We start from the raw sequence: 25800 nt of genomic DNA, 5'->3' as shown, positions 1-25800 counted from the left end.
ACTTCTTAGATGTGTTTTTAGAAAAAGGAAGCGGCCGTGTTAATAGCTATCGGTTTTGTTGTAGTCATTTTTTCCGTATTTGGCGGCTTTGTTTTAGCCGGCGGAGCTTTAGGGCCTATTTTTCAGCCGCTTGAGTTACTAATTATTGGTGGTGCCGGTGTAGGCTCTTTCATTGCCGCCAATAATGGTAAAGCGATTAAAGCAACGTTGCAGTCAGTAAAGCGTTTTAAGCGTTCGACACAGTACAATAGCGAAACCTATCTTGAACTTCTCGCGGTCATCTACAAATTGCTCAATAAAATGCGCCGCGATGGCATGTTAGCCGTAGAGCGAGATATTGAAAATCCAGAAGAAAGTTCCATTTTCCAAGAACACCCCGATGTTCTTGAAGACACCATGATGTTGAATTTTATCGCCGACTATTTGCGTCTCATGATCAGTGGCAACATGAATCCACAAGAGCTTGATGAACTCATGTTGCACGAAATAGAAACGTTTGAAGCAGAGGCCGAAATACCTGGTGATGCATTGCATAAAGTCGGTGATGCGATGCCTGCGTTTGGTATCGTGGCGGCGGTACTTGGCGTGGTGCGTGCGCTCAGCACGGCTGATGTTCCCCCTGACGTTATGGGTACGATGATTGCTCACGCTCTAGTGGGGACATTCTTGGGTATTCTATTGGGTTACGGTTTTATTAACCCATTAGCAAGCCGAGTTGAACGTCAAGTTGCCGAACTTGTGAAAACGTTACAAGTGATACGTGTTACTTTGTTGGCAAGCATGCATGGCTATGCGCCACAGTTGGCAGTAGAGTTCGGTCGAAAAGCACTGCACACCTCTGAGCGTCCAACCTTTACTGAACTCGAAGACCATGTTCGTGGTGCCAAAGCGGAGCAGTAGTCATGGCTGAAGACCATCGCCCGATAATTATTCGACGAAAGAAAATCGTCAAAAAGCACCATGGTGGCAGTTGGAAGATTGCGCTAGCGGACTTTATGACGGCTTTAATGGCGTTGTTCTTGGTGATGTGGATTTTGTCGATGTCGAGCGAAAAAGACCGACAAAGCATTTCGGAATACTTTCGTACACCACTTTTGGTTTCGATGGCTGGCGGCGAACGCTCAAGTAATGCCGCAAGCGTTATTCAAGGTGGCGGTACCGACCCAACGCACATGGAAGGTGAACAAGCGAGAATTGACTTGCGTCGTGAGACTCGCCCATCGGATGTGCGTCGGCATTTTAATGAAATTCGTCGTCGCGTTGAATCTGCAATTGAAGCGGACCCAGTGTTACGAGCTTTAAAAGCACAGTTACAATTTGATGTGACCCGTGAGGGATTACGCATCATGATGCTGGATACCGAGACGAAACCCATGTTTGAGGTGGGAAGTGACCGTATCGCGCCCTATATGGAGCGTTTACTTCGAACGTTAGCGCCATTATTAAATGAAATTCCGAATGAAGTGACCATTAGTGGTCATACCGATAGCCTCCCGTATGCTGGCGGCGAGCGTGGCTATAGTAACTGGGAGCTTTCTGCTGACCGTGCGAACGAATCGCGCAAAGCGTTGCTAGACGGTGGATTTGAACCCGAAAGGCTGTTACTGGTAATGGGCGCCGCCGATCGGATTCCACTGGATGGGACGGCAACAGACGACCCCCGTAACCGCCGAATTACGATTGTGGTACACACATTTGAATCGGCGGAATTTATTAAACGCCAGGGCTTTTTCCCGCAAGATCAAGAAGAGCTCGATGCGCGCCTCGAACCGGATGTTCAGCAACTGAACGAAGAGTTTCAGCGCGCCACGAATGCAACGGATCAAACAAAACAGAAATAAGGGGTTCTAACCCCTTTTTTCGACCCTTCGCTCTTGCATATCATCAGCAATAATTGCTGTCATGGCAGAAGAGCAAACAAGTGACCAAGAAAAAACAGAGGAACCCTCCGCCCGCAGGTTACAAAAATCTCGGGAAGAAGGTCAGGTTGCGCGATCGCGCGAGCTGACCACTTTTGTGATCTTGTTTGGCGGCGTTGTGATGCTTTGGGCGCTAGGTAGCACAATGTATCAGAATCTTGGCTTGGTGATGGAGCAGGCGTTTTTATTCGAACGTTTGCAGGTATCGGAATCTGGTCCAATGTTGCAGAACGTATTAGAGCTCGGGCAATCTGCGTTACTCTCGATACTCCCTTTGTTTGCCGTAATGATGGTGTTGGCGCTCGTCGCGCCAGCCCTACTCGGAGGTTGGGTGGTGTCGGCAAAGGCAATGGCACCAAAGCTTAGTAAGCTAAATCCAATCAAGGGGTTAAAACGCGTATTTTCAAGCCAAGCCCTGGCTGAACTTGGCAAAGCCATTGCAAAAACGGTGTTGGTTGGCAGTGTTCTGATGCTGTTTTTGTGGGACCAGAAAGCGAACTTTCTACGTTTAATGAGTCTTGAAGTTAAACAGGCGCTAGGCGAAGCCATGAGTATGGCTGCGCTCGCTTGCTTTTTGATGATACTAACCTTGTTGGTTGTTGTTGCTTTTGATGTGCCGTTTCAGTTGTTCACGCACACCAAAAAATTGCGAATGTCCAAAGAAGAAGTGAAACGTGAAAACAAGGAAACCGAGGGTGACCCCCACGTTAAGGGTAAGATTCGACAGCAGCAACAAGCTATGGCACGCCGGCGCATGATGACCGAAGTTCCTAAAGCCGATGTGATTGTAACTAACCCGACACACTATGCGGTGGCATTGAAATACGATGATAGTAATATGGGCGCCCCGCGCGTGGTTGCGAAAGGCACCGATCTCGTGGCACAGCGTATTCGTGAGTTAGGTGATGAGCATCAGGTGCCACGATTAGAAGCACCACCGCTAGCCCGAGCATTACATATGCATGTTGATCTGGGACATGAAATTCCTGCTCCGCTGTATACCGCGGTAGCCGAAGTTTTAGCTTGGGCATTTCAATTAAAACGTGCTCGTGAAGGGGCTGCAATAAAGCCACCAACACCAACCAATATTTCAGTTCCTGATGATTACGAGGTACCGGCACAATGAAGTTAAACATGAATGCGCTAGCAGGAAGCTTTAGCTCGGCGCGCTTGCAGGTTTTAATCGGCCCGGTACTCATCCTCATGATCTTAGCGATGATGGTACTGCCGTTACCGCCATTCGCTCTGGATTTCTTATTTACGTTTAATATTGCCCTGTCGTTGATGGTTTTATTGGTGAGCATGTTCACTGAGAAGCCACTTGAGTTTGCGGCTTTTCCTGCCGTGCTATTGTTTTCTACCCTGTTGCGCTTGTCATTGAATGTTGCTTCAACCCGTGTTGTTTTGATGGAAGGGCACAATGGTGGCGATGCGGCCGGTAAAGTCATAGAGGCGTTCGGGCAGTTTTTGGTTGGCGGTAACTTTGCCGTTGGTTTGGTGGTGTTTTTAATTCTCGTCGTCATCAATTTCATGGTTATCACCAAAGGTGCAGGACGTATAGCCGAAGTGGGCGCTCGCTTCACTCTTGATGCGATGCCGGGTAAACAAATGGCAATTGATGCTGATTTGAATGCTGGCCTAATCGGTGAAGAAGAGGCCCGTCGTCGTCGCCAAGAAGTTGCACAAGAAGCAGAATTCTACGGCTCAATGGATGGTGCCAGTAAGTTTGTTCGCGGTGACGCTGTCGCCGGTATGATCATCATGGTGGTAAACATCATTGGTGGTCTTTTGATTGGTGTCATGCAACACAATATGAGCGCCGGCGCTGCAGCAGAAACTTATGTGTTGTTGACCATTGGCGATGGCTTGGTCGCGCAAATTCCTGCGCTGATTATCTCAACGGCAGCCGGTGTGACCGTGTCACGCGTGAATACCGAGCAAGATGTGGGTCAGCAGTTAATCAAACAACTGTTTGTTAGCCCGAAGGTTTTAATGCTTGCTGCCGGTGTTATTGGCTTGTTGGGCTTAGTGCCGGGAATGCCCAACTTCGTGTTCTTGTTGTTTACCGCAATGTTAGGTGGTTTCGCGTGGTACCTTCACCAGCAACAAACCGCGGAAAAGGCCGCTGCCGCGCAATCTGAACAAGTCGCGCCAGCGCCATCATTTAGCGCACCAGAAGCGAGTTGGAACGATGTTCAATTGGTTGATACGCTGGGTATGGAGGTTGGTCATCGTTTAATTGCCTTGGTTGACGATACGCAGCAAGGCGAGTTACTCGGTCGCATTAAAAGCGTGCGTAAGAAATTTGCGCAAGAAGTTGGTTTTTTGCCGCCTGTTGTGCACATTCGCGATAACCTCGAACTAAATCCAAATACCTATACCATCACATTAAAAGGTGGTGAGATTGGTCGCGCTGAAATTTATCCCGATCGCTGGTTGGCGATCAATCCAGGGCAAGTAAGTGGTGAAGTAGAAGGCATTGATACGACAGACCCAGCTTTCGGATTGCCGGCGAAGTGGATAAGCCAAGATCAACGCGAGCACGCGCAAATTTACGGCTATACCGTGGTTGATGCAAGCACCGTAGTTGCCACCCATTTAAATCACTTATTACAACGTTATGCATCGAACTTGTTAGGTCGCCAAGAAGTGCAACAGCTTGTCGATAAGTTATCGGAAGAAAACAAAGCCTTAGTCGAAGATGTCGTGCCGAAATGTGTTACCGTAACCACATTGCAGCGTGTGCTACAAAACTTGCTTGAAGAAGACGTGTCGATTCGCGATTTACGCACAATTTTTGATACGTTAGCTGAGTTTGAAGGCCAGCAAGCCGATGCGCATGAATTGACGGCGCGTGTCCGTATTGCCCTAGGTCGCAATATCACGCAAAAATGGTTCGGTGGTGAGCGCGAGTTGCAGGTTATCGGCTTAGATGTTTCGTTAGAAAACATGCTTTCACAAGCGCTGCAGCAGAACAGCTCTTTGGAGCCAGGTTTGGCGGTAACGCTACAAGAACAAACACAAAAAGCGTTGCATCATGCCGAAACATTAGGGTTGGCGCCGGTACTCGTAGTGCCACATCAGCTGCGTCCATTATTGTCGCACTTCTTACGCCGCCAGCTACGTGATTTAGTGGTATTATCGCAAGCCGAAATTCCAGATGACAGAACCATTAAAGTAGTCAGTGTTATTGGAGGGTCACAATGACCATTAGGCGCTTCCGAGCAGCCAGCCACAAAGATGCAATGCGCAAAGTTCGCGATGCGTTAGGTGATGATGCGGTAATTGTTTCATCACGTAAGACAACGCAGGGCGCAGAAATTTATGCCATTGGTGAAGCAGATTTGGCTAAACTTCATGATGCTGAAGATATTGATGCAACAGCAACCCCCGATTTTACTGGTATTGCTCAACAGTTACTAAGCGATGTCCAAGATATGCGTGCCATGCTGCATCAACAGCAAGGCGATAAAGTAGCTGATGATAACCGTAAACGGCTGTATCGACAGCTACGTGCAGGTGGCTACAGCGATACATTGAGTCGCCAGTTAGTTGCGTTGCTACCCTCGGCATTGAATCATTCGAATAAAACCTACCCCGAAGCACTGAAGTGGCTACAGCAGCAAATTGTTGCTCGAATTTCTCATCAATCAGAGATGCAAGTACACGATTGGGAGCTTGTTCAGCATCAAGGCGTGATGGCACTCGTTGGGCCTACAGGGGTAGGTAAAACCACAACAACCGCGAAACTAGCCGCGAATTACGTAATGCAACATGGTAATGATAGTTTGCTGCTGGTGACCACTGATAGCTACCGTATTGGTGCGCAACAACAGTTAGCGATATATGCAGAGTTGCTCGACGTACAAATGCATGCATTGGCAGATGGCGATACACTCGATTCATTAGCCGAGAAAATGCAAGGCAAGCGTTTGATTCTGGTTGATACCGTTGGTATGAGCCAGCGTGATCAGCGTTTAGCGCAAAAAATTGCTGCGCTCGGTAGCGCCGAAAAACGAGATTCGACCCGTATTGTCTTATTGCTAAATGCGGCAGCGCAGCAAGAGACGTTGGATGAAGTCGCTCGTATTTACCAGCGCATAGCCAGTGAAAGTGATTTAATCATCCAAGATTGTATTTTGACCAAGCTGGATGAAACCGCCCGCATGGGGGGTGTTTTGGATACCGTGATTCGACATAAGCTGACGGTTCAGGCAACCTCGACAGGTCAACGCGTACCTGAAGACATTCAAGTGCCAGATGTAGAGCAATTAGTTGCTGATTCGTTAACGGCGGATGTCAGCCAATCGGCCTTAGCAGAAAGTGAGTGGGAACAAGGCAATGAAAAGCTGGAACCGTCGCAAGTATTTGCGCACGGCCATCTCATTCAATCGAGTATGCAGGCGCTGCGAAATCAGGTGCCGCATTTTCAAGAGTTCGTGCAGGCTTGGAAACAGCGGGTTTTGCCTGAAAACTGGATGAATGCGGCGTTTCCAGACGAGTTGAATATGATTCGTTGGGCCGCGCCGCAACCGTTGCAAGGCTGGCATCATCTAACCCCACATTTGGGCTTGAACAAGCAAGGTTTGCCATTAGTGCCTCCGGTTCTGCACAGCGCAGATGCGCCAGTGCTACCGGATATGGCGTTAGCGCCGGTACAACTATTTGATTACCTGCCGCAAACCGAGCTACTTGAGGTTTTCTCTGAACATCAAACAGGTTGGTTAGCCACGTTAAATTTGAACCACAAAGTAACTGTTCAGGGTCAACCGAGAGCGGTCAGTGAACTCGTCAAAAAACACGGTATTCCACTGAGTAAGCACACAATTCTTTATCGTGGCGAACGGCGTCGCCTTGAGTTAACGATTGCTGCGGCCGAGTCAGAACAGAGTCAGCAACTCGTTCAAGTGGTGTATGCCGAATTACATGGCGGGCCGAGTAAGAATCCGATACAGCGCCGCTATTGGTTAGCTGATGGGCATTGTACCGCAGAGCAAGTGGTCGAGCGCACGCGCACCATGATGCAGCTGGAAGAATATGCAAGGCTGACACGTCTAGCATGGCGCGCATTAGGGAAACTCGATTTAGATGGTGACGTTCAATTAGCTTTAGCTGGCGCATTGGCCGCAGTAACTTTGCACGTTGAATATCATAGCGCCGCGCAGTTTGCTGGCTTACGAGGCGAACTTCTTAGCATCAGTGGCAAGCGCGGTCGTGTTCAAGGTGATAAACTGCTCCCCGCAATTTTGCATGTCATGCATGCCTATGAATCGTTAGTGGCAGCAGGCCGAGAAGTAGAGGCATAAATTTAGTATGAGTGATCAGGCAGCGAGTTTGCGGCAGTGGGCAGCCAAGCGAAATGGCGATGACCAGGCAAACGAAGCCGTATCAGAAAAAGTTTCGCCGACGAAGACGTCCGATAATCTAGAACAAGTTGTGGTACTTGGGTTGCCAAAACTGAATGAAGAGTACGCTCTAAAGGCTGCTTCGGTGTTTCATCGTTGGGCAGAAGATGGTATGAAATGGGTTGGTGCGGCCGATCGATGGCGGGTTATTCCGGTATCGATTGAATACCCTGAATTTGATAAGTTGGTGACAAACTATCCACGTTGGGCAATTTGGATAGAGGGCGACTTGGATAGTTTTCAGCGGGCTTATCGGGCGTTAAAACGAATTCATGAAGTAAATGGGCCGCGGCGCATTATTGCCCTGCACCCGCCGATGGCGCGAAGTGGGCTAATCGCCAATATTCAAACGGTTGCACGCCAGTATTTCAACATTGATGTTTTGGTATTTTCGGGCTGAAAATTATGTATACAGCTGAAGGTAAGTTCAACAAACACAGTATTATCGAACAGTATTATCCGCTGGTTCGACGGCAGGCGTTTAATTTAAAAGTTAAACTGCCAGCTGGCGTTGATGTGGATGATTTGATTCAAGCAGGTGTTGAGGGCTTACTGAGCTGTGTCGACCGGTTTGATCCTGATTCCGGCGTGGCTTTTTCAACCTATGCCCATCAGCGTATTCGCGGTGCGATGATTGACGAGCTGCGTAGCCGCGATTGGCTACCGCGCAGTGTAAGGCGCAGTGGGCGCGAGCTCGAACAAACCATTCGCAAATTAGAGCAGCGACTCGGGCGCCCGCCTGAAGAGCGCGAAATTGCGGCAGAATTAAATATTGATCTGGGTGATTATCACCAGTTGTTGTTAGACACCAACAATGGCCTTGTTTTGTCGTATGACGAAGTGATTTCAGAGACTCCTGGCAATGAGTCTAACGGTGATGAAGACGCCGAGCCAGAAGCCCAAATTGGCAATGCACAGTTAAAACAGCTATTAATAGAAGCAATTGATATGCTTCCTGAGCGTGAAAAATTAGTGATGACGCTCTATTATCAAGAAGAGCTTAACCTAAAAGAGATTGGCGCAGTACTCGATGTTACCGAATCACGTGTATCGCAGTTACATAGCCAAGCGATCAAGCGGATTCGAGCTCGAGTTGCCACCGATTAACCCAAACAACGTACTCAAAGTACAAGTAGGTGCTTGATGAATAATTATAAATTAGAAATTCGTTGGGGCTTTATCTTCAGTGTCGCCATGTTGGTGTGGTTGCTACTTGAGCGGCTTGTTGGCCTCCATGGCGACTATATTGCGCAACATGTAGTTTGGACAAATTTGTTTGCTATCGTTGCCATTGCAATCTATGTACTAGCAATGCGTGACAAGCGCGAGAAAGAGCTAAATGGCGCCATGACATGGAAACAAGGTTTTCTGTGCGGTATCGGAATAACCATAGTTGTCGCTATATTATCACCATTAACTCAGTGGCTTGCGCATACTTTCGTCTCTCCTGATTTCTTTGCCAACATGGTTGAGTACGCCGTAAGTAGCGGCAATATGACTGAAACGCAAGCGCTCAATTATTTCTCTCTGCAAAGCTACATGATTCAAGCAGTAATTGCCGCCGTCGTTATGGGCGTGATCACGTCAGCTGTAGTGGCCTTGTTTGTGCGAACTAAGAAATAACTAAGCGTTAATTTCAAGCAAACGCAAAGGCAGAAATTCTTTACTGTGCTAAATTGAATGCAACGTTCAGTTGAAAATGGGAATATCAGCATGATGAAGAAATTAGCAGTAGCTGTCGCGGTATCTTCGCTTGTGGTTACCGGCTGTGCCAACATGAGTAATACGCAAAAAGGCGCTACCATTGGCGCTATTGCTGGTGCGGTTATCGGTAAAGGAACCGGCGATCACGATAAAAGCCGTTATGTGTGGGGTGCGGTTGCTGGTGCCATTGCTGGTGGCGCTATCGGTGCGTACATGGATAAGCAAGAGCGAGAGTTCCGAGAAGAGTTGGCTGGTAGTGGCGTTCAGGTTATTCGTGACGGTGATAACATTCGTCTGCAATTGCCAAGTAACGTGACATTTGCCGTGGATAGTACGACCATTGCTTCAAGTTTTGATCCGGTACTTGTTGACGTAGCGAAAGTGCTCAACCGCTATGAGAAAACGACGATGTTAGTGGAAGGTCATACTGATAGTACTGGTGACGCCAACTATAACCAACGTCTGTCGGAGAATCGAGCGCTGGCTGTACGCAATCACTTGGTTGGCAGTGGTGTTGACCAGCGTCGCCTGACCACCGTAGGTTATGGTGAAACGATGCCAGTAGCGGATAATAGCACCGCTGATGGTCGTCAGCTTAACCGCCGTGTTGAATTACGAATTGTGCCGAACGAAGCCTAGTTTAACAGTCAGACTGTTATAAAAAAGCCGCTGATACTTATCAGCGGCTTTTTTGATTCTTCATATCACGAGTTTTAATTGATCGTTATTCGGCTTTAGATGCTTGATTGACCAGTAGCGCAATTGCGCCGTCGCCGGTGACATTACACGCCGTGCCAAAGCTATCTTGTGCCATATACAGCGCAATCATCAACGCTATGGCGGTTTCACCGAAGCCGAGCATGGAACCCAGTAAACCGACCGCAGACATCACCGCGCCACCAGGTACGCCTGGAGCAGCCAGCATCACCACGCCTAACATTAAAATGAACGGCAAAATGGTTAAGAAAGACGGAATGGCTAACGCGCTATGCAAATACATCACCGCAATAGTGCAGCTGACAATTGTGATCGTAGAGCCGGCCAAGTGGGTTGTTGCACAAAGTGGAATCGCAAAGTTAGCGACATCGTCATCGACTTTATTTTCTTTGGCGCTACGCAAAGTTACTGGAATGGTTGCAGCGCTCGACATAGTGCCTAATGCCGTAAAGTAAGCAGGTAACATGTTTTTGATGAGCGTCACCGGGCTGAGGCCGGCTTTTAATCCAGCAACGGTAAACATGCTGATGATATACACCCAATGCAGTGCTACGGCGAGTAACAAGACGATGCCGAATGTTTTAAGTGTACCAAATACGGTGCCTGCGGCAGCCATTTCAGCAAATACGCCAGCAATGTAAAACGGCAATAACGGAATGATGACCTTACCGAGAAGTAACTCAATAATGTCTCGGCCTTGGTCTGAGATTTGTTTGAGCTGTTCTGCGCGCGTCGCAGTAATACCTAACCCGAAAATAAACGCTAGAACAAGCGCTGTCATGATGCCAAACACGGGCGGCATGTCGAGGGTGATGAATGGCTCTAAAACCTTCGCATCGGCTGTCTGAGCGGCTTTAGCAGCGGTTGTTAACATCGGCACGACTAAACTTGCGATAAAGTACGCGACGGTACCCGCCACAATCGTTGAGAGATAAGCGATACCTAGAGTACGTCCAAGAAGTTTGCCAGAATTCTGTGGTAACCCAGCGATGCCGCTTGTGATAAAGAACAAAATCAATAGCGGAATGGTAAAGAATAACAGTTGGCCGAAGAGTTCTTTAAACGTCAGCAGAAGTTGAGTAACCCAATCAGGCGTATAAAGCCCAATAAGGGTACCAATCACAATCCCTAGAACTAGTTTAATAATTAAACCCATGGTTGTTCTCACTTTTTGGTTTTATTGGTATAGAGAGTTCGGTTATTTCCCGATACAGAAACTGCTAAAGATTTTGCCGAGCAAATCATCCGAAGTGAATTCGCCGGTTATTTCATTAAGGTGTTGCTGGGTAAGACGAAGCTCTTCTGCGAGCAATTCGCCAGCTAAATTCATTTCAAGTTGCTCTTGGCCAATCATGAGGTGTTCGCGAGCTCGCTCGAGGGCATCGAGGTGACGGCGACGCGCCATAAAGCTACCTTCACTGGTGGCAGTGTAGCCAACGCAATGTTTTAAATGTTCGCGCAGAAGATCAATGCCGTGACCGGTTTTTGCGCTGAGATGTAGAACAGGGATACCACCGATATCTTCAATTGTAACCGGCTCTTCATTTAGGTCGACTTTGTTGCGAATCACCGTGAATGGTAAATCGTCAGGTAGCTGTTCAAAGAACTCAGGCCAAATGTCAGCGGGGTGTATCGCGTTGGTTTCTGTTGCATCGACCATAAATAACACGCGATCAGCACCACGGATTTCATCCCAAGCGCGCTGGATACCAATGCGTTCGACTTCATCTGGGCTTTCTCGTAGTCCGGCGGTATCAATGATGTGCAACGGCATACCATCAATTTGGATATGTTCACGCAACACGTCACGAGTGGTACCGGCAATGGCGGTCACGATGGCTGATTCTCGGCCCGCTAGCGCATTTAACAGTGATGATTTACCAGCGTTCGGGCGGCCGGCAATCACAACTTTCATGCCTTCGCGCAACAAGGTGCCTTGTTTTGCTTGTACCATGACCTGTTGTAGGCGGTCGATGATGCCTTCAAGATCAGTGGCGACTTTGCCATCGCTAAGAAAATCAATTTCTTCATCCGGAAAGTCAATCGCAGCCTCAACGTACATACGCAGATGAATCACTTGATCAACAAGTTGGTCTATCTCGTGTGAGAATCCGCCCTGTAGGCTTTGTAGGGCAGCTTTGGCTGCTTGTTCTGAAGTCGTATCGATGAGATCGGCGATGGCTTCAGCTTGCGTTAAATCCAGTTTGTCGTTGAGAAACGCGCGCTCGCTGAATTCGCCGGGGCGAGCAGGGCGTACATCGGGAAAATCTAGAATTGCTTTGATGATCATGTCGATGAGTACAGGGCCACCGTGGCCTTGTAGTTCAAGTACATCTTCACCGGTAAACGAGTTCGGGCCTTGAAAAAAGAGTGCGATACCCTCGTCGAGTACCGCGCCTTCGAGATCTTTAAACGGGAGATATTCGGCTTTACGCGGCGCTGGGCAGTGGCCCAACATGCGCTCGGCGACACGGCGTGCCGCCGGCCCACTAACTCGGACAATGCCAACACCACCACGCCCAGGAGGCGTGGCTTGTGCGACAATGGTGTCGTTCGTTAGCTCAAATTCCATTGCTTATTTCTTCTTGCGACGTTCCATCATGCCTTTCTTTTCAAGGCCACGATAGATCCACTGCATTTGACCAATAGTGATCAAGTTACTGCTCAACCAGTACAGTACCAGACCTGCAGGGAACCATAGGAAGAATACGGTAAAGATAACAGGCATGTATTGCAGTAATTTTTGTTGCATTGGGTCGGTAGCAGGAGTTGGTTGTAACTTCTGCATAATGAACATGGATGCACCCATCAAAATAGGTAGGATGAAGTACGGGTCTTTCGCCGACAAATCGTTAATCCACAGGAATAACGGAGCGTGGCGAAGTTCAACGCTTTCCAAAAGTACCCAATACAAGGCTAAGAAAATTGGCAATTGAAGAAGCATCGGTAAACAACCACCGAGTGGGTTTACTTTTTCTTCTTTGTACATTTTCATCATAGCTTGTGACATTTTCTGACGGTCGTCGCCATAGCGCTCACGGAGAGCTGTCATCTTCGGCTGAATCATCCGCATTTTCGCCATTGAGACGTACTGTGCTTTAGTCAACGGATACAACAACGCTTTAATGATGATAGTAATTGCGATAATTGAGAGGCCCCAGTTAATGAGGACACTTTGTACTAATTGGAGCAACTTGAAGATTGGCTGCGCAAGCCACCACAAGAAGCCGTAATCAACGGTCAAATTTAAATCTTCAGCAACCATTGCCATGGCATCTTGGTCTTTGGGACCAACAAACAACGTTGAACGGATTTGAGCTTCAGCGCCTGGTGCGACAGTTGCGGTTGGGTAGAGGACGCCCATAATCGCTTGGTCGCCGCCAACAATGCGAGAGAACAGTTGTTTGGTGCCTTCGCCACGCGGAATCCATGCTGAAACGAAATAATGCTCAAGCATAGCCACCCAACCCTTTTGGGTTTCACGGCTTAAGCGTTGGTCACGCATATCGTCAAAGGCGTATTTTTCGTAACGGTCTTCATCCCATGAATAAGCACCACCTTTATAGGTTGGCATCATCATGTTGCCAGAACCTTCGGTCATGATTTGCTTAAGCTGAGCGTAAAACTGAAGCTGTTTATGGCTACCGGTTGCATTACGAATGGTGTAGACCACGTCTACAGCGTATGAACCTTTCGAGAAGATGAAGGTTTTAATAACTTCGCTACCATCTTCGAGGGTGTAGTAAAGTGGCACTTCAAGCTTGTCACCGGTTAATTGGTATTCGGTTTGTTCTACGTGGAACACTGGGCGACCTTGCGCCGAGTCGGTTCCGTCCGCGCCAATTAGCCCCGATTGAGCAATATAAAGCTGGTTAGGATTTGCATGTAGCAATTCAAACCGCTCTTCGGAGTCTTGAGTACGCGCGAATTGAAGAAGCTGCGCGTTGACAACATCACCGCCGTGAGTGTCAATAACAACGTCAAGTACATCGGTTTGCACTTGAACACGAGGATTATTTGATGCGTTGCTGCTAGCAGGCAAACCACTATCACTTGATTCAGGAACTGAGCTGTCAGTAGCTGATGGCTCCATGCGTGCTTCAGGCACACTTGAATCGGTAGACTGAGTTTGTTGGGTTTGCGCCGATTTTTGTGTACCCGGTGCAGTATCAATGAGCCAATTTTGGTAGAGGAAAAAGCTCACTACCAAGAAAGCGATAAACAAGATAGAACGTGGCGAATTCATAAGTCCTTCGTCTCTGTTTTACTTTGATTCGTTGTTTCCGTTTCACAGGGTTCAGTACCTGGAACCGGGTCGAAGCCACCTGGATGCCCTGGGTGACATTTGAGAATACGCTTACTGGCAAGCCAGAAGCCTCGAATGATACCATGCTTTTGGATTGCTTCGATGGCGTATTGTGAACAGGTTGGCGTAAATCGGCAACGCGGCCCTATCAGCGGACTAATAATTAGCTGGTAGAGTCGGATGAAGCCGATAGGTATTGCGCGCAACGCTTGCTTAAGGTTCGCCATAAATAATCCAAACGCTGCTGCAACTCTTCCTGAGAAAGATCAACAACACCGTTTTTTCCAATCACGATAATATCGAATGCCGGTATTTTATGCTGTTTTAGACGAAAACTCTCGCGAATCTTGCGTTTTATTCGATTTCGATCAACAGCACGCTTGGCTCGCTTTTTTGAAAGCGTGACGCCAATACGAGGGAAACCGAGATTATTAGGAGTAGCAAGCATGGTGAGTTCAGCCGTGACAGCTTTCACCGGGGGATTGTCGAAGACTTCTTGAAAGTGCGCGGGAGTTAACAGTCTTAACTCCCGCCCGTAAGCGTAATTCTGCTTCAATATTATGCAGACAGAACTTTACGGCCTTTGGCACGACGGCGAGCCAACACTTGACGACCGTTTTTCGTTGCCATACGAGCACGGAAACCGTGAGTGCGCTTGCGCTTCAATACGCTTGGTTGAAATGTTCTTTTCATGACGTTACTTCCGTATTCGAGTTACCTAAAAATTTAGAGCGCGAATTCTAACGGTTAAAAGGATCAAAGTCAACGTAAAAAGCTATCCACAAATGCAAGATGAGAATGATTTTAATTGTGGATAAGCGTTCGTATTCCATGCAGTAAATTTGTTGCAAATGCTAGCGATCCTGAGGTGCTTTTAGTACAATCAAATCAATCCAGCCGATGCTAAAATTAAAGGATCGCTACCGATCTGGCTTTAGCTATCGAGACGAATAATTATAATTGACAATATTGGGAGACAGGTGTGAATAAATCGCTTTGGCAATTGTGCGCAGATAGACTGCAAAGCGAATTAACCGCGCAGAATTTCAATACCTGGATCCGTCCGCTTCAATCGGAAGTTGAAGACAACATTCTTACCTTATACGCGCCAAATTCATATGTTGTTGATTGGATCAAAGATAAATATCTGAATCAGATTAATGACTACCTGAATGAGCTTGCTACCGAACGCGGCGAAAAGAGTCCTCGCGTTTCGTTTCGTGTTGGTGGTGTCGAGAAGAAGCAATCCGGCAATGGTGTAGCAACAAGTACCACAACGAATCGAACGGCATCAACGCCTGCTACAGCGCCGGTCCAGCGTCAGCCACGCGCAACGCCATGGAATGCAACTGATGCACCAGCTCCCGCTTTTGAATGCAATATAGATGAAGAATATACCTTTGATAATTTCGTTGAAGGTAAATCGAATCAACTCGCACTGGCGGCTGCACACCAAGTAGCTGAGAATCCCGGTAGTGCATACAACCCGCTGTTTGTTTACGGCGGCACTGGCCTAGGTAAAACGCATTTGTTACATGCGGTAGGCAACGCTATTCGCGCACACAAGAAAGATGCAAAAGTATTCTATATTCGTGCCGAGCGATTCGTTCAAGACATGGTGAATGCATTAAAGAATAGTACTATTGATGAAATGAAGCGCTATTATCGCTCTGTCGATGCATTGCTTATTGATGATATTCACTTTTTCTCGAACAAAAAGGGTACGCAAGAGGAATTCTTCCATACTTTCAATGCGTTACTTGAAGGCAATCAACAGATTATTCTCACGAGCGATCTGTATCCGAAAGAGATAGAAGGATTAGAAGATCGACTGCGGTCGCGTTTTGGCTGGGGTTTGACCATAGCAATTGAGCCACCAGAACTAGAAACACGGGTGGCGATTTTGATTCGCAAGGCGCAAGAACGTGGCATCACCTTGCCGCATGAGGTGGCGTTTTTTATAGCGAAACGGCTACGCTCGAACGTACGTGAATTAGAGGGCGCTTTGAACCGCTTGGTTGCCAACGTAAATTTAACTGGTCGTCAGATTACTATCGATTTTGTGCGAGAAGCACTACGAGATTTAATTGCGGCACAAGAGAAGTTAGTTACGATTGATAATATTCAAAAGACAGTGGCTGAGTACTACAACATTAAAATGTCAGATATGCTGTCTAAGCGTCGCTCGCGTTCAGTCGCTCGACCTCGCCAAATGGCGATGGCGTTAGCGAAGGAATTAACGAACCATAGTTTACCGGAAATTGGTGACGCCTTCGGTGGGCGTGATCACACGACGGTATTACATGCGTGTCGAACGATTGCTAAGTTAAAAGATTCACAGAACGATTTAAAAGAAGATTATCGTAATTTAATTCGGACGCTGTCGGCGTAACGTTTGACGTTTAGTACAGACGCAGCGAAGCGACAAGGAACAAACAACAGGGGAATGTGGGTATGAAATTTTCCATCAGTCGTGATGCTTTTTTAAAGCCACTTCAAGTTGTCAGCGGTGCAGTTGAGCGCCGACATACCATTCCGATTTTATCGAATGTACTCATTCAAGCATCGTCGGATCAGGTACGGCTTACCGGTACGGACTTAGAGGTAGAACTAGTTTCTTCCTGCGCTATTGAGGGCGGCGAAGCCGGTGAAGTAACAGTTCCGGCGAAGAAGTTGGTGGATATTGTTCGCAGCCTACCCGATGGTGCAACAGTTGAATTTACGGCTTCTGCAGATAAAGCAATGATTCGCTCAGGTCGTAGTAAATTCACGTTAGCAACATTGCCGGCGCAAGATTTCCCAAATATTGACGACTGGGATAGCGATATTCAGCTAGTTACAAGCCAAGCAGTGCTTAAAGACTTAATGGAACGCACCCATTTCTCTATGGCGAACCAAGACGTTCGCTATTACCTGAACGGCATGCTGTTCGAAACAGATGTAAACACCTTGCGTACCGTCGCAACCGATGGCCACCGCCTCGCCATGAGTAGCTGTGAGATTGGTCAACCGAATCTCGCTGCCCGTCAAGTGATTGTGCCGCGTAAGGGTGTCATGGAATTACTTCGTCTACTGGACGATGTTGAAAACGAAGTGAAGATTTTAATTGGTAACAACCATATACGCATTGAAACGAATGGTATTGGGTTTACGAGTAAGCTTGTTGATGGTCGCTTCCCTGATTACCGCCGTGTACTTCCGAGTGGCGGAGACAAGGTAGTGGTGGCTGAGCGCGACGTTTTAAAACAGGCCTGTTCGCGCGCTTCGATTCTTTCCAATGAAAAGTATCGTGGCGTCCGTGTTAATTTAAGCGCCGGCGAGATGTGTTTAACAGCAAATAACCCAGAGCAAGAAACGGCTGAAGAGGTGATTGAAGTTGAATACCAAGGCGAGCCATTAGAGATTGGCTTTAATGTAAGCTACTTGATTGATGTATTGAATACCGTACAAGGTAGCAAAGTAAAACTGACGCTATCCGGTTCAGATGCAAGTGGACTTATTGAAGATAACGATGATGATTCGTCGTTGTATGTGGTCATGCCAATGCGTCTGTAAAAGGCGCATTGTTATCGTTTATGTATCTGGAGTCGTTGTCGCTTAAAAGTTTTCGAAATTTTGCGTCAGTATCGATGACGCCAAGTCGAACGGTTAATATTATTTCCGGAGCAAATGGTAGCGGCAAAACAAGTTTAATCGAATCAATTTATTGCTTGGGTTTTGGACGGTCGTTTCGACCTGGTACATTTCGCCAATTGATTCGAAACGAGGATGACCATTTTGTTGTGTTCGCGCGATTAACCGAACAGAATGGCGCAAAGCATCAGGTCGGCTACCAGCGTAATCACGCAGGCGAAGTTCAGCTACGAATTGACCAAGCAAAAGAAAAACGATTTTCAGCATTGGCCCGAATGGTGCCGGTTCAGCTGATGACCCCCGAAAGCATCGAGCTAATTTTGGGTGGCCCTAAGGTAAGACGGCAATACATAGATTGGGGCGTGTTCCACGTGGAACATTCCTTTTATAGCGATTGGGTTGGTTTCGCGAAATTGTTGAAGCAGCGAAACAGTTTGCTCAAGATGAAACGCTTTTATGAAGAACATCAGTATTGGGATGAGCAATTTGCAAGGTTTGGAGAACGCATACAAGCGCATCGAGAAACTTACGTTGAAGGCTTCGTTCCGGTACTAACAAAACGTTTGGCGGAGTTTTTGCCAAACTATAAATTTGAGTTTCAACTGCGGTCTGGTTGGGAGAAAGGCATTTCTCTGGCTGAGGCGCTCGAAAAACATCGTGATCAAGATTTACGATATGGGCACTCAACCGTCGGTCCGCACAAAGCTGAACTTAGAATTTTGGCCAATGGAGAAGATGTCAAAAATTTACTCTCACGAGGCCAGCTGAAGTTACTTGTTGCCGCACTCAAATTGGTACAAGGTGAATACCTTCAGCAGAAAACTGGCGTACAATGTATCTACTTAGTGGACGACATTACAGCCGAATTGGATTCGGTTAGTCAGCAGAAGTTTTGTGGTGCGCTTGTCGCATCCAAGTCACAGGTTTTTGTATCGGCGATTGACGGCAGTGACGTAAGTGCACTCCTCAAAACTGAAGATACTAGAATGTTCCACGTGGAACATGGAACCGTCAAGGAACAATAGAGAAGCTAATTATGGCAGAAAACAATTACGATTCGTCCAGTATTAAAGTCCTTAAAGGGCTTGATGCAGTTCGCAAACGCCCCGGTATGTACATCGGTGACACCGATGACGGTACCGGCTTACATCACATGGTTTTCGAGGTTGTCGATAACTCAATCGATGAAGCGTTAGCAGGGCACTGCAAAGATATTCTCGTGACGATTCATTCCGACGGATCAGTGTCAGTTCGAGATGATGGGCGTGGTATTCCGGTCGACATCCACTCAGAGGAAGGTGTATCAGCGGCACAGGTAATTATGACTGTACTGCACGCCGGCGGTAAGTTCGATGACAACTCGTACAAGGTTTCGGGCGGTTTGCACGGTGTCGGTGTGTCTGTTGTGAATGCTTTGTCAGACAAACTATTGCTGACTATACAACGCCAAGGGCATATTTATCAGCAAACCTATAACCTAGGTGACCCAGTAGCGCCGTTAGCTCAGATCGGTGATACCGATAAAACGGGTACAGAAATTCGTTTCTGGCCGAGCCCTACAATTTTTAGTGATATCGAATTCCATTACGACATTCTTGCGAAACGATTACGCGAATTGTCTTTCTTGAATTCAGGTGTATCAATCATCCTTAAGGACGAGCGTAACGAACGCCAAGACCACTTTAAATATGAAGGTGGAATATCGGCGTTTGTATCGTATTTAAACAAGAACAAAACCCCAATTCACCAGAACGTGTTCCACTTCACAAGTGAGCGTGAAGACGGTATTTCAGTGGAAGTTTCAATGCAATGGAATGACTCATTCCAAGAAGCTATCTACTGTTTCACCAACAATATTCCGCAACGCGATGGTGGTACGCACTTAGCCGGTTTCCGCGCAGCATTGACACGTACGTTAAATACTTACATGGAAAAAGAAGGTCTGAATAAGAAATATAAGACCAATGCTACAGGTGATGACGCGCGCGAAGGTTTGACAGCGGTTGTTTCGGTGAAAGTACCCGACCCGAAATTTTCATCGCAGACGAAAGATAAATTGGTTTCGTCTGAAGTGAAGAGTGCGGTCGAGCAAGCTATGAACGAAAAGCTTGCGGACTTCCTACTTGAGCAGCCTGGTGACGCGAAGATAATCGTCGGTAAAATTATCGATGCAGCGCGAGCTCGTGAAGCGGCGCGCAAAGCCCGTGAAATGACTCGTCGTAAGGGCGCATTAGATTTAGCTGGCTTACCTGGTAAGCTAGCTGATTGTCAGGAAAAAGATCCGGCCTTGTCTGAACTCTACATTGTGGAGGGTGACTCTGCGGGTGGTTCTGCGAAGCAGGGCCGTAACCGCAAAAACCAAGCGATTTTACCTTTGAAAGGTAAGATTCTAAACGTTGAAAAGGCGCGCTTCGACAAGATGTTGTCATCGCAAGAAGTTGCAACACTTATTACCGCATTAGGCTGCGGTATTGGGCGTGACGAATATGATCCAGATAAAACCCGTTATCATCGCATCATCATTATGACCGATGCCGATGTCGACGGCTCCCATATTCGGACGTTGCTGTTGACCTTCTTCTATCGTCAAATGCCAGAATTAATCGAACGTGGTTATATGTACATTGCTCAACCGCCGCTTTATAAAGTGAAGAAAGGGAAGCAAGAAACATATATCAAAGATGATCCGGGTTTGATTCAGTATCTGACCAGTCTTGCACTTGATGGTGCCTCTTTGCATGTTACGAGCGATGCCCCTGGTATTAGTGGTGCACACCTTGAAACATTGGTGAACGACTATCAGTTAGCGCAGAACTCAATTAAAACACGGCTCTCGCGTCGTATGCCTGAAACATTCCTGCAACGCTTACTCTATGCACCTCGGTTGACAGAGGAAATGCTTAAAAATCAACAGGCTATGACGGAGTGGGCGGGTACGTTGCAAAATGACCTTACTGCACGAGAAGTAAACTCTGCAACATATACCTTGTCGGTTCAACATGACGAAGAACGTAACTTCTATTTGCCAGTTGTTATCGTACGTCGGCATGGGATTGATACGCCATATCCATTGAGCTATGAATTCTTGATGTCGCGTGATTACGACCAGCTCGTATCAATTGGTGAAAAGATTAATGGATTGGTCGAAGCGGGTGGCTTTGTGCGCCGTGGTGAGAAAGAGAAACCTGTCAGCGATTTCGTTGAGGCCGTTGAGTGGTTAATCAGTGAATCGAAACGTGGTATCTACATCCAGCGTTACAAAGGTTTGGGTGAGATGAATCCGGAACAATTGTGGGAAACCACGATGGATCCAGAAACTCGCCGTATGCTTCGCGTAACAATTGAGGATGCTATTGCCGCAGACCAATTGTTTACGACCCTAATGGGCGATGATGTAGAGCCGCGTCGTGCGTTCATTGAAACGAATGCTCTGAAGGTTGCAAACCTTGACGTGTAGTTACTAATTGCATCAAAAAAAGGGAGCCAATTGGCTCCCTTTTTATTTTTGGAAACAAAGAATCTAGGCCAGTTATCAAGTAACCTGAATCTTATGGACCTTAGTTTAATTTAAAACCGAAATATCCGCAATTTGTAAGAATAGCTCACGTAGATTTTGTAGTAACGCGAGACGATTCTGACGTACTGAATCATCATCGGCGTTCACCATCACATGATCAAAAAACGTATCTACCGGTTGTTGAAGCGACGCCAGCGAAGCGAGGGCGGCGGTATAATTGCCTGCGTTCAATGCTGCTGCCGAAACCTCTCTAGCTTCTTTAATCGCGTTCGCCAAGGCGCGTTCCGCATCCTCTTGTAACAAGTCATCATTGACGGCACTGGGTAGCTTGCCTTCAACCTTCGCTAGGATGTTACTCACCCGCTTATTGGCGGCTGCCAACGCTTCAGCGGCCGAATGATTTCTAAACTCAGTCACCGCTTTCACGCGAAGATCAAAATCAACAGGCTTGGTAGGGCGTCGCGCAAGAACCGCTTGAATAACGTCAACCGCGATACCTTGTTCTTGATACCAAGTGCGGAAGCGGCCTAACAAGAAATCGACGACATCTTGTTGAACATCTTTCGCGGTTAATAGCGTTCCAAAACTCGCTGCAGAGTGCTTAACTAACACTTCCAAATCGAGGTTGTAGCCACCTTCAACGATGATCCGTAACAAGCCGATTGCGGCGCGACGCAATGCAAATGGGTCACGGTCGCCTTTTGGTGTTTGCCCGATACCGAATATTCCGACTAAGGTATCGAGCTTATCCGCGATAGCAACTGCCGCGCCTTCTGGCGATTGCGGCAGTTCGTCACCAGCAAAGCGCGGTAGATAATGCTCGAAAATCGCTTGCGGTACGCCTTCGGCTTCGCCGTCGTGACGCGCATAATGCATACCCATCACACCTTGTGTTTCAGGGAATTCCAACACCATTTGCGAGGCGAGATCGGCCTTACACAAATAGCCGGCACGCTCTGCCACTGCCGCATTGGCGTTCAAGTCAGACGCAATTGACGCTGCAACTTTCGCAATACGGTCCGATTTATCTTTGATGGAACCAAGTTGCTTTTGGAATAAGATATTAGCTAATCCATCAACACGGTCAGCTAAACGGATCTTCTTATCTGATTCAAAGAAGAATTGCGCATCGGCTAGGCGAGGGCGAACTACTTTTTCGTTGCCCGTAACTATTTGTGCTGGGTCTTTCGATTCAATGTTAGTAATAAAGATAAATGCAGGCAGCAAGTTACCTTGCTCATCTTCGAGTGGAAAGTAGCGCTGATCGTCTTTCATGGTAACAATCAACGGCTCTTTCGGAACCGATAAGAATGATTCATCAAACGAAGCCGATAATGCCACCGGCCATTCAACTAGGGCAGTAACTTCGTCAATCAAGTCGGCATCTTCGACAACACGGCCACCGAGTTCTTTGGCTAATTTATCAATACCAGAAACGATAATATCCCGGCGTTTTGTAAAATCACCGACAACCCAAATAGATTCGAGCGTCGCTTCATAATCATTGGCATTCTTCAGCGCGGCACCTTGAGGGGCGTGAAAACGGTGACCTTGAATCTGATTGCTCGCACTAACGTCCAAAATGGTGCCCGGAATCAGTTCAGAACCGTACAGCATGGTGACGGTTTTAACCGGACGAATAAACTGCGCTGTGCCGTTACCCCAACGCATCGGCTTCGGAATTGGCAATTTTTTCAGTGCCGCAGCTACGAGTTCAGGTAACACGTCAGCCAAGGGCTGCCCCTGAACCTCAGCTTTATAGAGTAACCATTCGCCTTTATCAGTGACCAAACGCTCAGCTTCCGCCACCGTGATACCGTTACCGCGCGCCCAACCTTCGGCGGCCTTGGTCGGATTGCCTGCGTCATCAAACGCTACATTGACCGCAGGGCCGCGTTTTTCGACGATTTTATCGGCTTGTTGAGAAGCTAGCCTCTCAACCTGAACCGCTAATCGACGCGGCGTTGCGAACGACTTGACGCTGTCAAAGGTAAAGTCGTTTTCTTTAAGTAGGCTGCTTAAACCGTCTGTAAATGATTCGCTTAAGCCTTTTAATGCTTTTGGAGGTAGCTCTTCGGTGCCAATTTCAACTAATAACGTATCGTAGCGCACGGTTAAGCTCCTTCTTTTACTACTGATTGGTTTTGCACAAGCGGAAATCCTAATGCTTCACGAGCCGCAAAGTAGGCTTCAGCGCAACCTTTCGCCATGGTTCGAACGCGTAAAATATAGCGTTGACGTTCGGTCACCGAAATGGCGTGGCGCGCATCGAGTAAATTGAATGCGTGTGAGGCACGCATGACCTGTTCGTATGCGGGCAATGGCAGGTTTGCTGATAGTAAGTGCTCACATTCTTTTTCACAAGACTCAAAGCGAGCAAATAATACATCAACATCGGCGTGCTCAAAATTGTAAGTCGATTGTTCGACTTCGTTTTGATGGAACACATCGCCATAAAGGATCTTGCCGCGCGGACCATCGGTCCACACCAGATCATAAATGCTATCGACACCTTGAATATACATAGCGAGGCGTTCGAGGCCATAGGTGATCTCACCAGCAACCGGCTTACACTCAAGACCACCAACTTGCTGAAAATAGGTAAACTGGGTGACTTCCATACCGTTTAACCAAACTTCCCAGCCTAAACCCCACGCGCCCAAGGTAGGTGATTCCCAGTTGTCTTCCACAAAACGAATATCATGAACAAGCGGGTCAAAACCCAACATCTCAAGTGAGCCTAAATAGAGCTCTTGAATATTCGAAGGTGATGGTTTTAGTAGCACTTGGAACTGGTAATAGTGCTGTAAACGATTGGGGTTTTCACCATAACGACCATCTGTCGGACGGCGGCACGGCTGCACATAGGCAAAGCTAGCTGGCTCGGGGCCAACTGAGCGCAAGAACGTCATTGGATGAAAGGTGCCTGCACCCACTTCCATATCCAACGGTTGTACTACAGCGCAACCTTGCTGCGCCCAGTAATCTTGAAGGGCTAAAATAAGGCCCTGAAATGTTTTTACATCGTAGCTAGCCATGCGATATCTCGTGCTGATTTTTAAACCAAATTGGCGTAAATTATACCCTGTGTTGACGCGAGGTTACAGGATACCGTGCGAAATGACGAAAACAATTCACCGCTGCAGTTGGTGCGGCACCGACCCTGAGTATGTTCACTACCACGACACCGTATGGGGCCGTCCTGTGAGTGACAGCCAAGAGCTATTTGCGAAGTTGTGTCTTGATGGCCAACAAGCAGGATTAAGTTGGATTACTATTCTACGCAAGCAAAGCAATTACGAAAAAGCCTTTTGTGACTTTAACCCCCATAAAATTGTGCAATTGTCAGAAGATTACCAAGCCAGCCTGATGCAAAATGCGGGCATTATTCGCAATCGCTTAAAAATAGAATCAATCTTTAAAAACGCACGCGCCTACCTTGCACTCGAAGAGCAGGGCATCAGTTTTAACGAGTTTCTATGGCAATTCAGCGACGGGCAGCCCAGAATTTTCGCTCGACAGGGGGGTGACATTCCCACTTCTGATAAAGTTTCTGATACCATGGCGAAAGCCTTAAAAAAAGCTGGCTTTAGCTTCGTTGGTACCACTATTTGTTATGCGTTTATGCAAGCGGTGGGGATGGTGAACGATCATGTCGTCACTTGCCATTGCTATGAACCAACCTGCGACGCCATGCGCCGTTTCTCATTATAGATAAGAGTTAATCATGTTAGAGATTGTACTTGCCGATTATAGTAATCCGAAACACCGCCAAGCCGTTGTTGATATGCTAGATGACTACGCCCGTGATCCAATGGGTGGTGGCGAAGCATTGCCCGAAGCAACGCGGGAAAACTTGATTGATGAAATGGCGAAGCGTGACCACGTCTTTTCAATTCTTGCGTATGTTGATGAGCAGCCAGTTGGCCTTGCGAACTGCGTTGAAGGTTTCTCAACGTTCGCTGCGAAACCAGTGATGAATATTCATGACATTGCAGTCATCAAAGACTTCCGCGGCCAAGGTATTTCGAAGCGCCTGTTGCAAGAAGTTGAAACTTTGGCGCAATTCCGCGGCTGCTGCAAACTAACCCTTGAGGTGTTGCAAGGCAATGAACCAGCAAAAATAGCTTACGAGAAATTTGGTTTTAAACCTTATCAGCTCGATGATGCGATGGGCAAAGCGGAATTCTGGCAGAAATACCTGTAATTGACGTTATTCGTTAGTCGTTATTGGTTATTCGTGAAGTGAGGTAAACGCATGGCGGGTGAAGTGACGTCACAGCTCGATACTTTGGGTTTGCGGTGCCCAGAGCCGGTGATGATGTTGCGTGTCGCGATGCGTAAACTGAACCCTGGTGATACGCTGGAGGTGATTGCTGACGACCCGGCTACGACTCGCGATATTCCAAGTTTTTGCCGCTTTATGGATCACGAGTTGCTTCTGGCAGAAACGGAAAATCAGCCATATCGCTACCTCATCCGCAAAGGTAGCTAAAAACAACAACGATATTAGCCGTTAGATATTTGATATTGGTAAGAACAAAAAAGACCGCTATGCTCCAAGCAACAGCGGTCTTTCTTTTCTAATATCCAATATCT

The 25800-nt window shown here is 47.4% G+C and carries 24 protein-coding genes; 16 read left to right on the top strand and 8 right to left on the bottom strand.

Annotated elements, in window-relative coordinates; genetic code table 11:
* Positions 1 to 36: 36 nt before the first annotated feature.
* From motA to LG272_RS01895, 9 genes are all read left to right on the top strand, one after another.
* Positions 37 to 900 carry a flagellar motor stator protein MotA gene (gene motA, locus LG272_RS01935; RefSeq protein ID WP_126759813.1) on the top strand — a complete coding sequence of 288 codons (864 nt, stop codon included), beginning with the start codon at positions 37 to 39 and terminating at the stop codon, positions 898 to 900.
* Positions 901 to 902: 2 nt separating this feature from the next.
* Positions 903 to 1841, top strand: a complete 939-nt coding sequence (gene motB / locus LG272_RS01930) for a flagellar motor protein MotB (protein ID WP_404409296.1) — start codon at positions 903 to 905, stop codon at positions 1839 to 1841.
* A gap of 61 nt (positions 1842 to 1902) precedes the next feature.
* Positions 1903 to 3045, top strand: a complete 1143-nt coding sequence (flhB, locus tag LG272_RS01925; protein ID WP_126759811.1) for a flagellar biosynthesis protein FlhB — start codon at positions 1903 to 1905, stop codon at positions 3043 to 3045.
* On the top strand, positions 3042 to 5126 hold the full coding sequence (gene flhA, locus LG272_RS01920) for a flagellar biosynthesis protein FlhA (protein WP_404409294.1): 2085 nt from the start codon (positions 3042 to 3044) through the stop codon (positions 5124 to 5126). The genes flhB and flhA overlap by 4 nt, the downstream gene beginning before the upstream one ends.
* Positions 5123 to 7225 carry a flagellar biosynthesis protein FlhF gene (flhF, locus tag LG272_RS01915; protein WP_404409292.1) on the top strand — a complete coding sequence of 701 codons (2103 nt, stop codon included), beginning with the start codon at positions 5123 to 5125 and terminating at the stop codon, positions 7223 to 7225. The genes flhA and flhF overlap by 4 nt, the downstream gene beginning before the upstream one ends.
* 7 nt (positions 7226 to 7232) lie before the next feature.
* A complete protein-coding gene (locus LG272_RS01910) occupies positions 7233 to 7724 on the top strand; it encodes a hypothetical protein (RefSeq protein ID WP_404409290.1) in 492 nt (163 codons plus the stop codon).
* Positions 7725 to 7729: 5 nt separating this feature from the next.
* Positions 7730 to 8431 (top strand): RNA polymerase sigma factor FliA, encoded by a 702-nt coding sequence (locus LG272_RS01905; protein WP_404409288.1) that lies wholly within the window; start codon positions 7730 to 7732, stop codon positions 8429 to 8431.
* Between the two features lie 36 nt (positions 8432 to 8467).
* On the top strand, positions 8468 to 8947 hold the full coding sequence (locus LG272_RS01900) for a DUF4199 domain-containing protein (RefSeq protein WP_404409286.1): 480 nt from the start codon (positions 8468 to 8470) through the stop codon (positions 8945 to 8947).
* A gap of 90 nt (positions 8948 to 9037) precedes the next feature.
* On the top strand, positions 9038 to 9667 hold the full coding sequence (locus tag LG272_RS01895; protein ID WP_404409284.1) for an OmpA family protein: 630 nt from the start codon (positions 9038 to 9040) through the stop codon (positions 9665 to 9667).
* Positions 9668 to 9752: 85 nt separating this feature from the next.
* Here LG272_RS01895 and LG272_RS01890 read toward each other — a convergent pair whose 3' ends face one another.
* From LG272_RS01890 to rpmH, 6 genes are read right to left on the bottom strand one after another with little or no spacing between them, the layout of a single operon-like run.
* The gene (locus tag LG272_RS01890) at positions 9753 to 10901 is read right to left on the bottom strand and encodes a dicarboxylate/amino acid:cation symporter (RefSeq protein WP_404409282.1); all 1149 of its coding nucleotides are present in this window, start codon (positions 10899 to 10901) and stop codon (positions 9753 to 9755) included.
* Between the two features lie 42 nt (positions 10902 to 10943).
* Positions 10944 to 12317 (bottom strand): tRNA uridine-5-carboxymethylaminomethyl(34) synthesis GTPase MnmE, encoded by a 1374-nt coding sequence (gene mnmE, locus LG272_RS01885; protein ID WP_404409280.1) that lies wholly within the window; start codon positions 12315 to 12317, stop codon positions 10944 to 10946.
* Positions 12318 to 12320: 3 nt separating this feature from the next.
* The gene (yidC, locus tag LG272_RS01880) at positions 12321 to 13991 is read right to left on the bottom strand and encodes a membrane protein insertase YidC (RefSeq protein WP_404409278.1); all 1671 of its coding nucleotides are present in this window, start codon (positions 13989 to 13991) and stop codon (positions 12321 to 12323) included.
* Positions 13988 to 14278, bottom strand: a complete 291-nt coding sequence (gene yidD, locus LG272_RS01875) for a membrane protein insertion efficiency factor YidD (protein ID WP_404409276.1) — start codon at positions 14276 to 14278, stop codon at positions 13988 to 13990. The genes yidC and yidD overlap by 4 nt, the downstream gene beginning before the upstream one ends.
* Positions 14215 to 14607, bottom strand: a complete 393-nt coding sequence (gene rnpA, locus LG272_RS01870; protein ID WP_404409274.1) for a ribonuclease P protein component — start codon at positions 14605 to 14607, stop codon at positions 14215 to 14217. The genes yidD and rnpA overlap by 64 nt, the downstream gene beginning before the upstream one ends.
* Positions 14608 to 14609: 2 nt before the next feature.
* Complete coding sequence (gene rpmH / locus LG272_RS01865; protein WP_055439485.1) at positions 14610 to 14744, bottom strand: 50S ribosomal protein L34; 135 nt, start codon at positions 14742 to 14744, stop codon at positions 14610 to 14612.
* Between the two features lie 289 nt (positions 14745 to 15033).
* Between rpmH and dnaA the strand changes: the two genes are divergently transcribed.
* From dnaA to gyrB, 4 genes are all read left to right on the top strand, one after another.
* Positions 15034 to 16443, top strand: coding sequence for a chromosomal replication initiator protein DnaA (gene dnaA, locus LG272_RS01860; protein ID WP_126759796.1), 1410 nt, complete (start codon positions 15034 to 15036; stop codon positions 16441 to 16443).
* 62 nt (positions 16444 to 16505) lie between these two features.
* A complete protein-coding gene (gene dnaN / locus LG272_RS01855; protein WP_126759795.1) occupies positions 16506 to 17606 on the top strand; it encodes a DNA polymerase III subunit beta in 1101 nt (366 codons plus the stop codon).
* A 20-nt stretch (positions 17607 to 17626) separates the two neighbouring features.
* Entirely contained in the window at positions 17627 to 18709 is a 1083-nt protein-coding gene (gene recF / locus LG272_RS01850; RefSeq protein ID WP_126759794.1) for a DNA replication/repair protein RecF, read from the top strand.
* Positions 18710 to 18720: 11 nt separating this feature from the next.
* On the top strand, positions 18721 to 21141 hold the full coding sequence (gyrB, locus tag LG272_RS01845) for a DNA topoisomerase (ATP-hydrolyzing) subunit B (RefSeq protein WP_126759793.1): 2421 nt from the start codon (positions 18721 to 18723) through the stop codon (positions 21139 to 21141).
* Positions 21142 to 21246: 105 nt separating this feature from the next.
* Here gyrB and glyS read toward each other — a convergent pair whose 3' ends face one another.
* Together glyS and glyQ are read right to left on the bottom strand one after the other, a co-directional pair.
* A complete protein-coding gene (glyS, locus tag LG272_RS01840; RefSeq protein ID WP_404409271.1) occupies positions 21247 to 23313 on the bottom strand; it encodes a glycine--tRNA ligase subunit beta in 2067 nt (688 codons plus the stop codon).
* A gap of 2 nt (positions 23314 to 23315) precedes the next feature.
* Positions 23316 to 24239, bottom strand: coding sequence for a glycine--tRNA ligase subunit alpha (gene glyQ / locus LG272_RS01835; protein ID WP_404409269.1), 924 nt, complete (start codon positions 24237 to 24239; stop codon positions 23316 to 23318).
* Between the two features lie 82 nt (positions 24240 to 24321).
* On the opposite strand from glyQ, the gene LG272_RS01830 reads away from it, so the two are divergent.
* Genes LG272_RS01830 through tusA form a run of 3 tightly spaced genes read left to right on the top strand, consistent with a single transcriptional unit; the run spans position 24322 to position 25696 of the window.
* On the top strand, positions 24322 to 24915 hold the full coding sequence (locus LG272_RS01830; RefSeq protein WP_404409267.1) for a DNA-3-methyladenine glycosylase I: 594 nt from the start codon (positions 24322 to 24324) through the stop codon (positions 24913 to 24915).
* A gap of 13 nt (positions 24916 to 24928) precedes the next feature.
* Entirely contained in the window at positions 24929 to 25408 is a 480-nt protein-coding gene (locus LG272_RS01825) for a GNAT family N-acetyltransferase (protein ID WP_126759789.1), read from the top strand.
* Positions 25409 to 25459: 51 nt separating this feature from the next.
* The gene (gene tusA / locus LG272_RS01820) at positions 25460 to 25696 is read left to right on the top strand and encodes a sulfurtransferase TusA (protein ID WP_126759788.1); all 237 of its coding nucleotides are present in this window, start codon (positions 25460 to 25462) and stop codon (positions 25694 to 25696) included.
* Positions 25697 to 25800: the final 104 nt, after the last annotated feature.

The sequence above is a fragment of the Pseudidiomarina marina genome, from assembly GCF_044807045.1.
GTDB classification, from domain to species: domain Bacteria; phylum Pseudomonadota; class Gammaproteobacteria; order Enterobacterales; family Alteromonadaceae; genus Pseudidiomarina; species Pseudidiomarina marina.
This window is presented reverse-complemented; position numbering and strand designations above follow the sequence as displayed.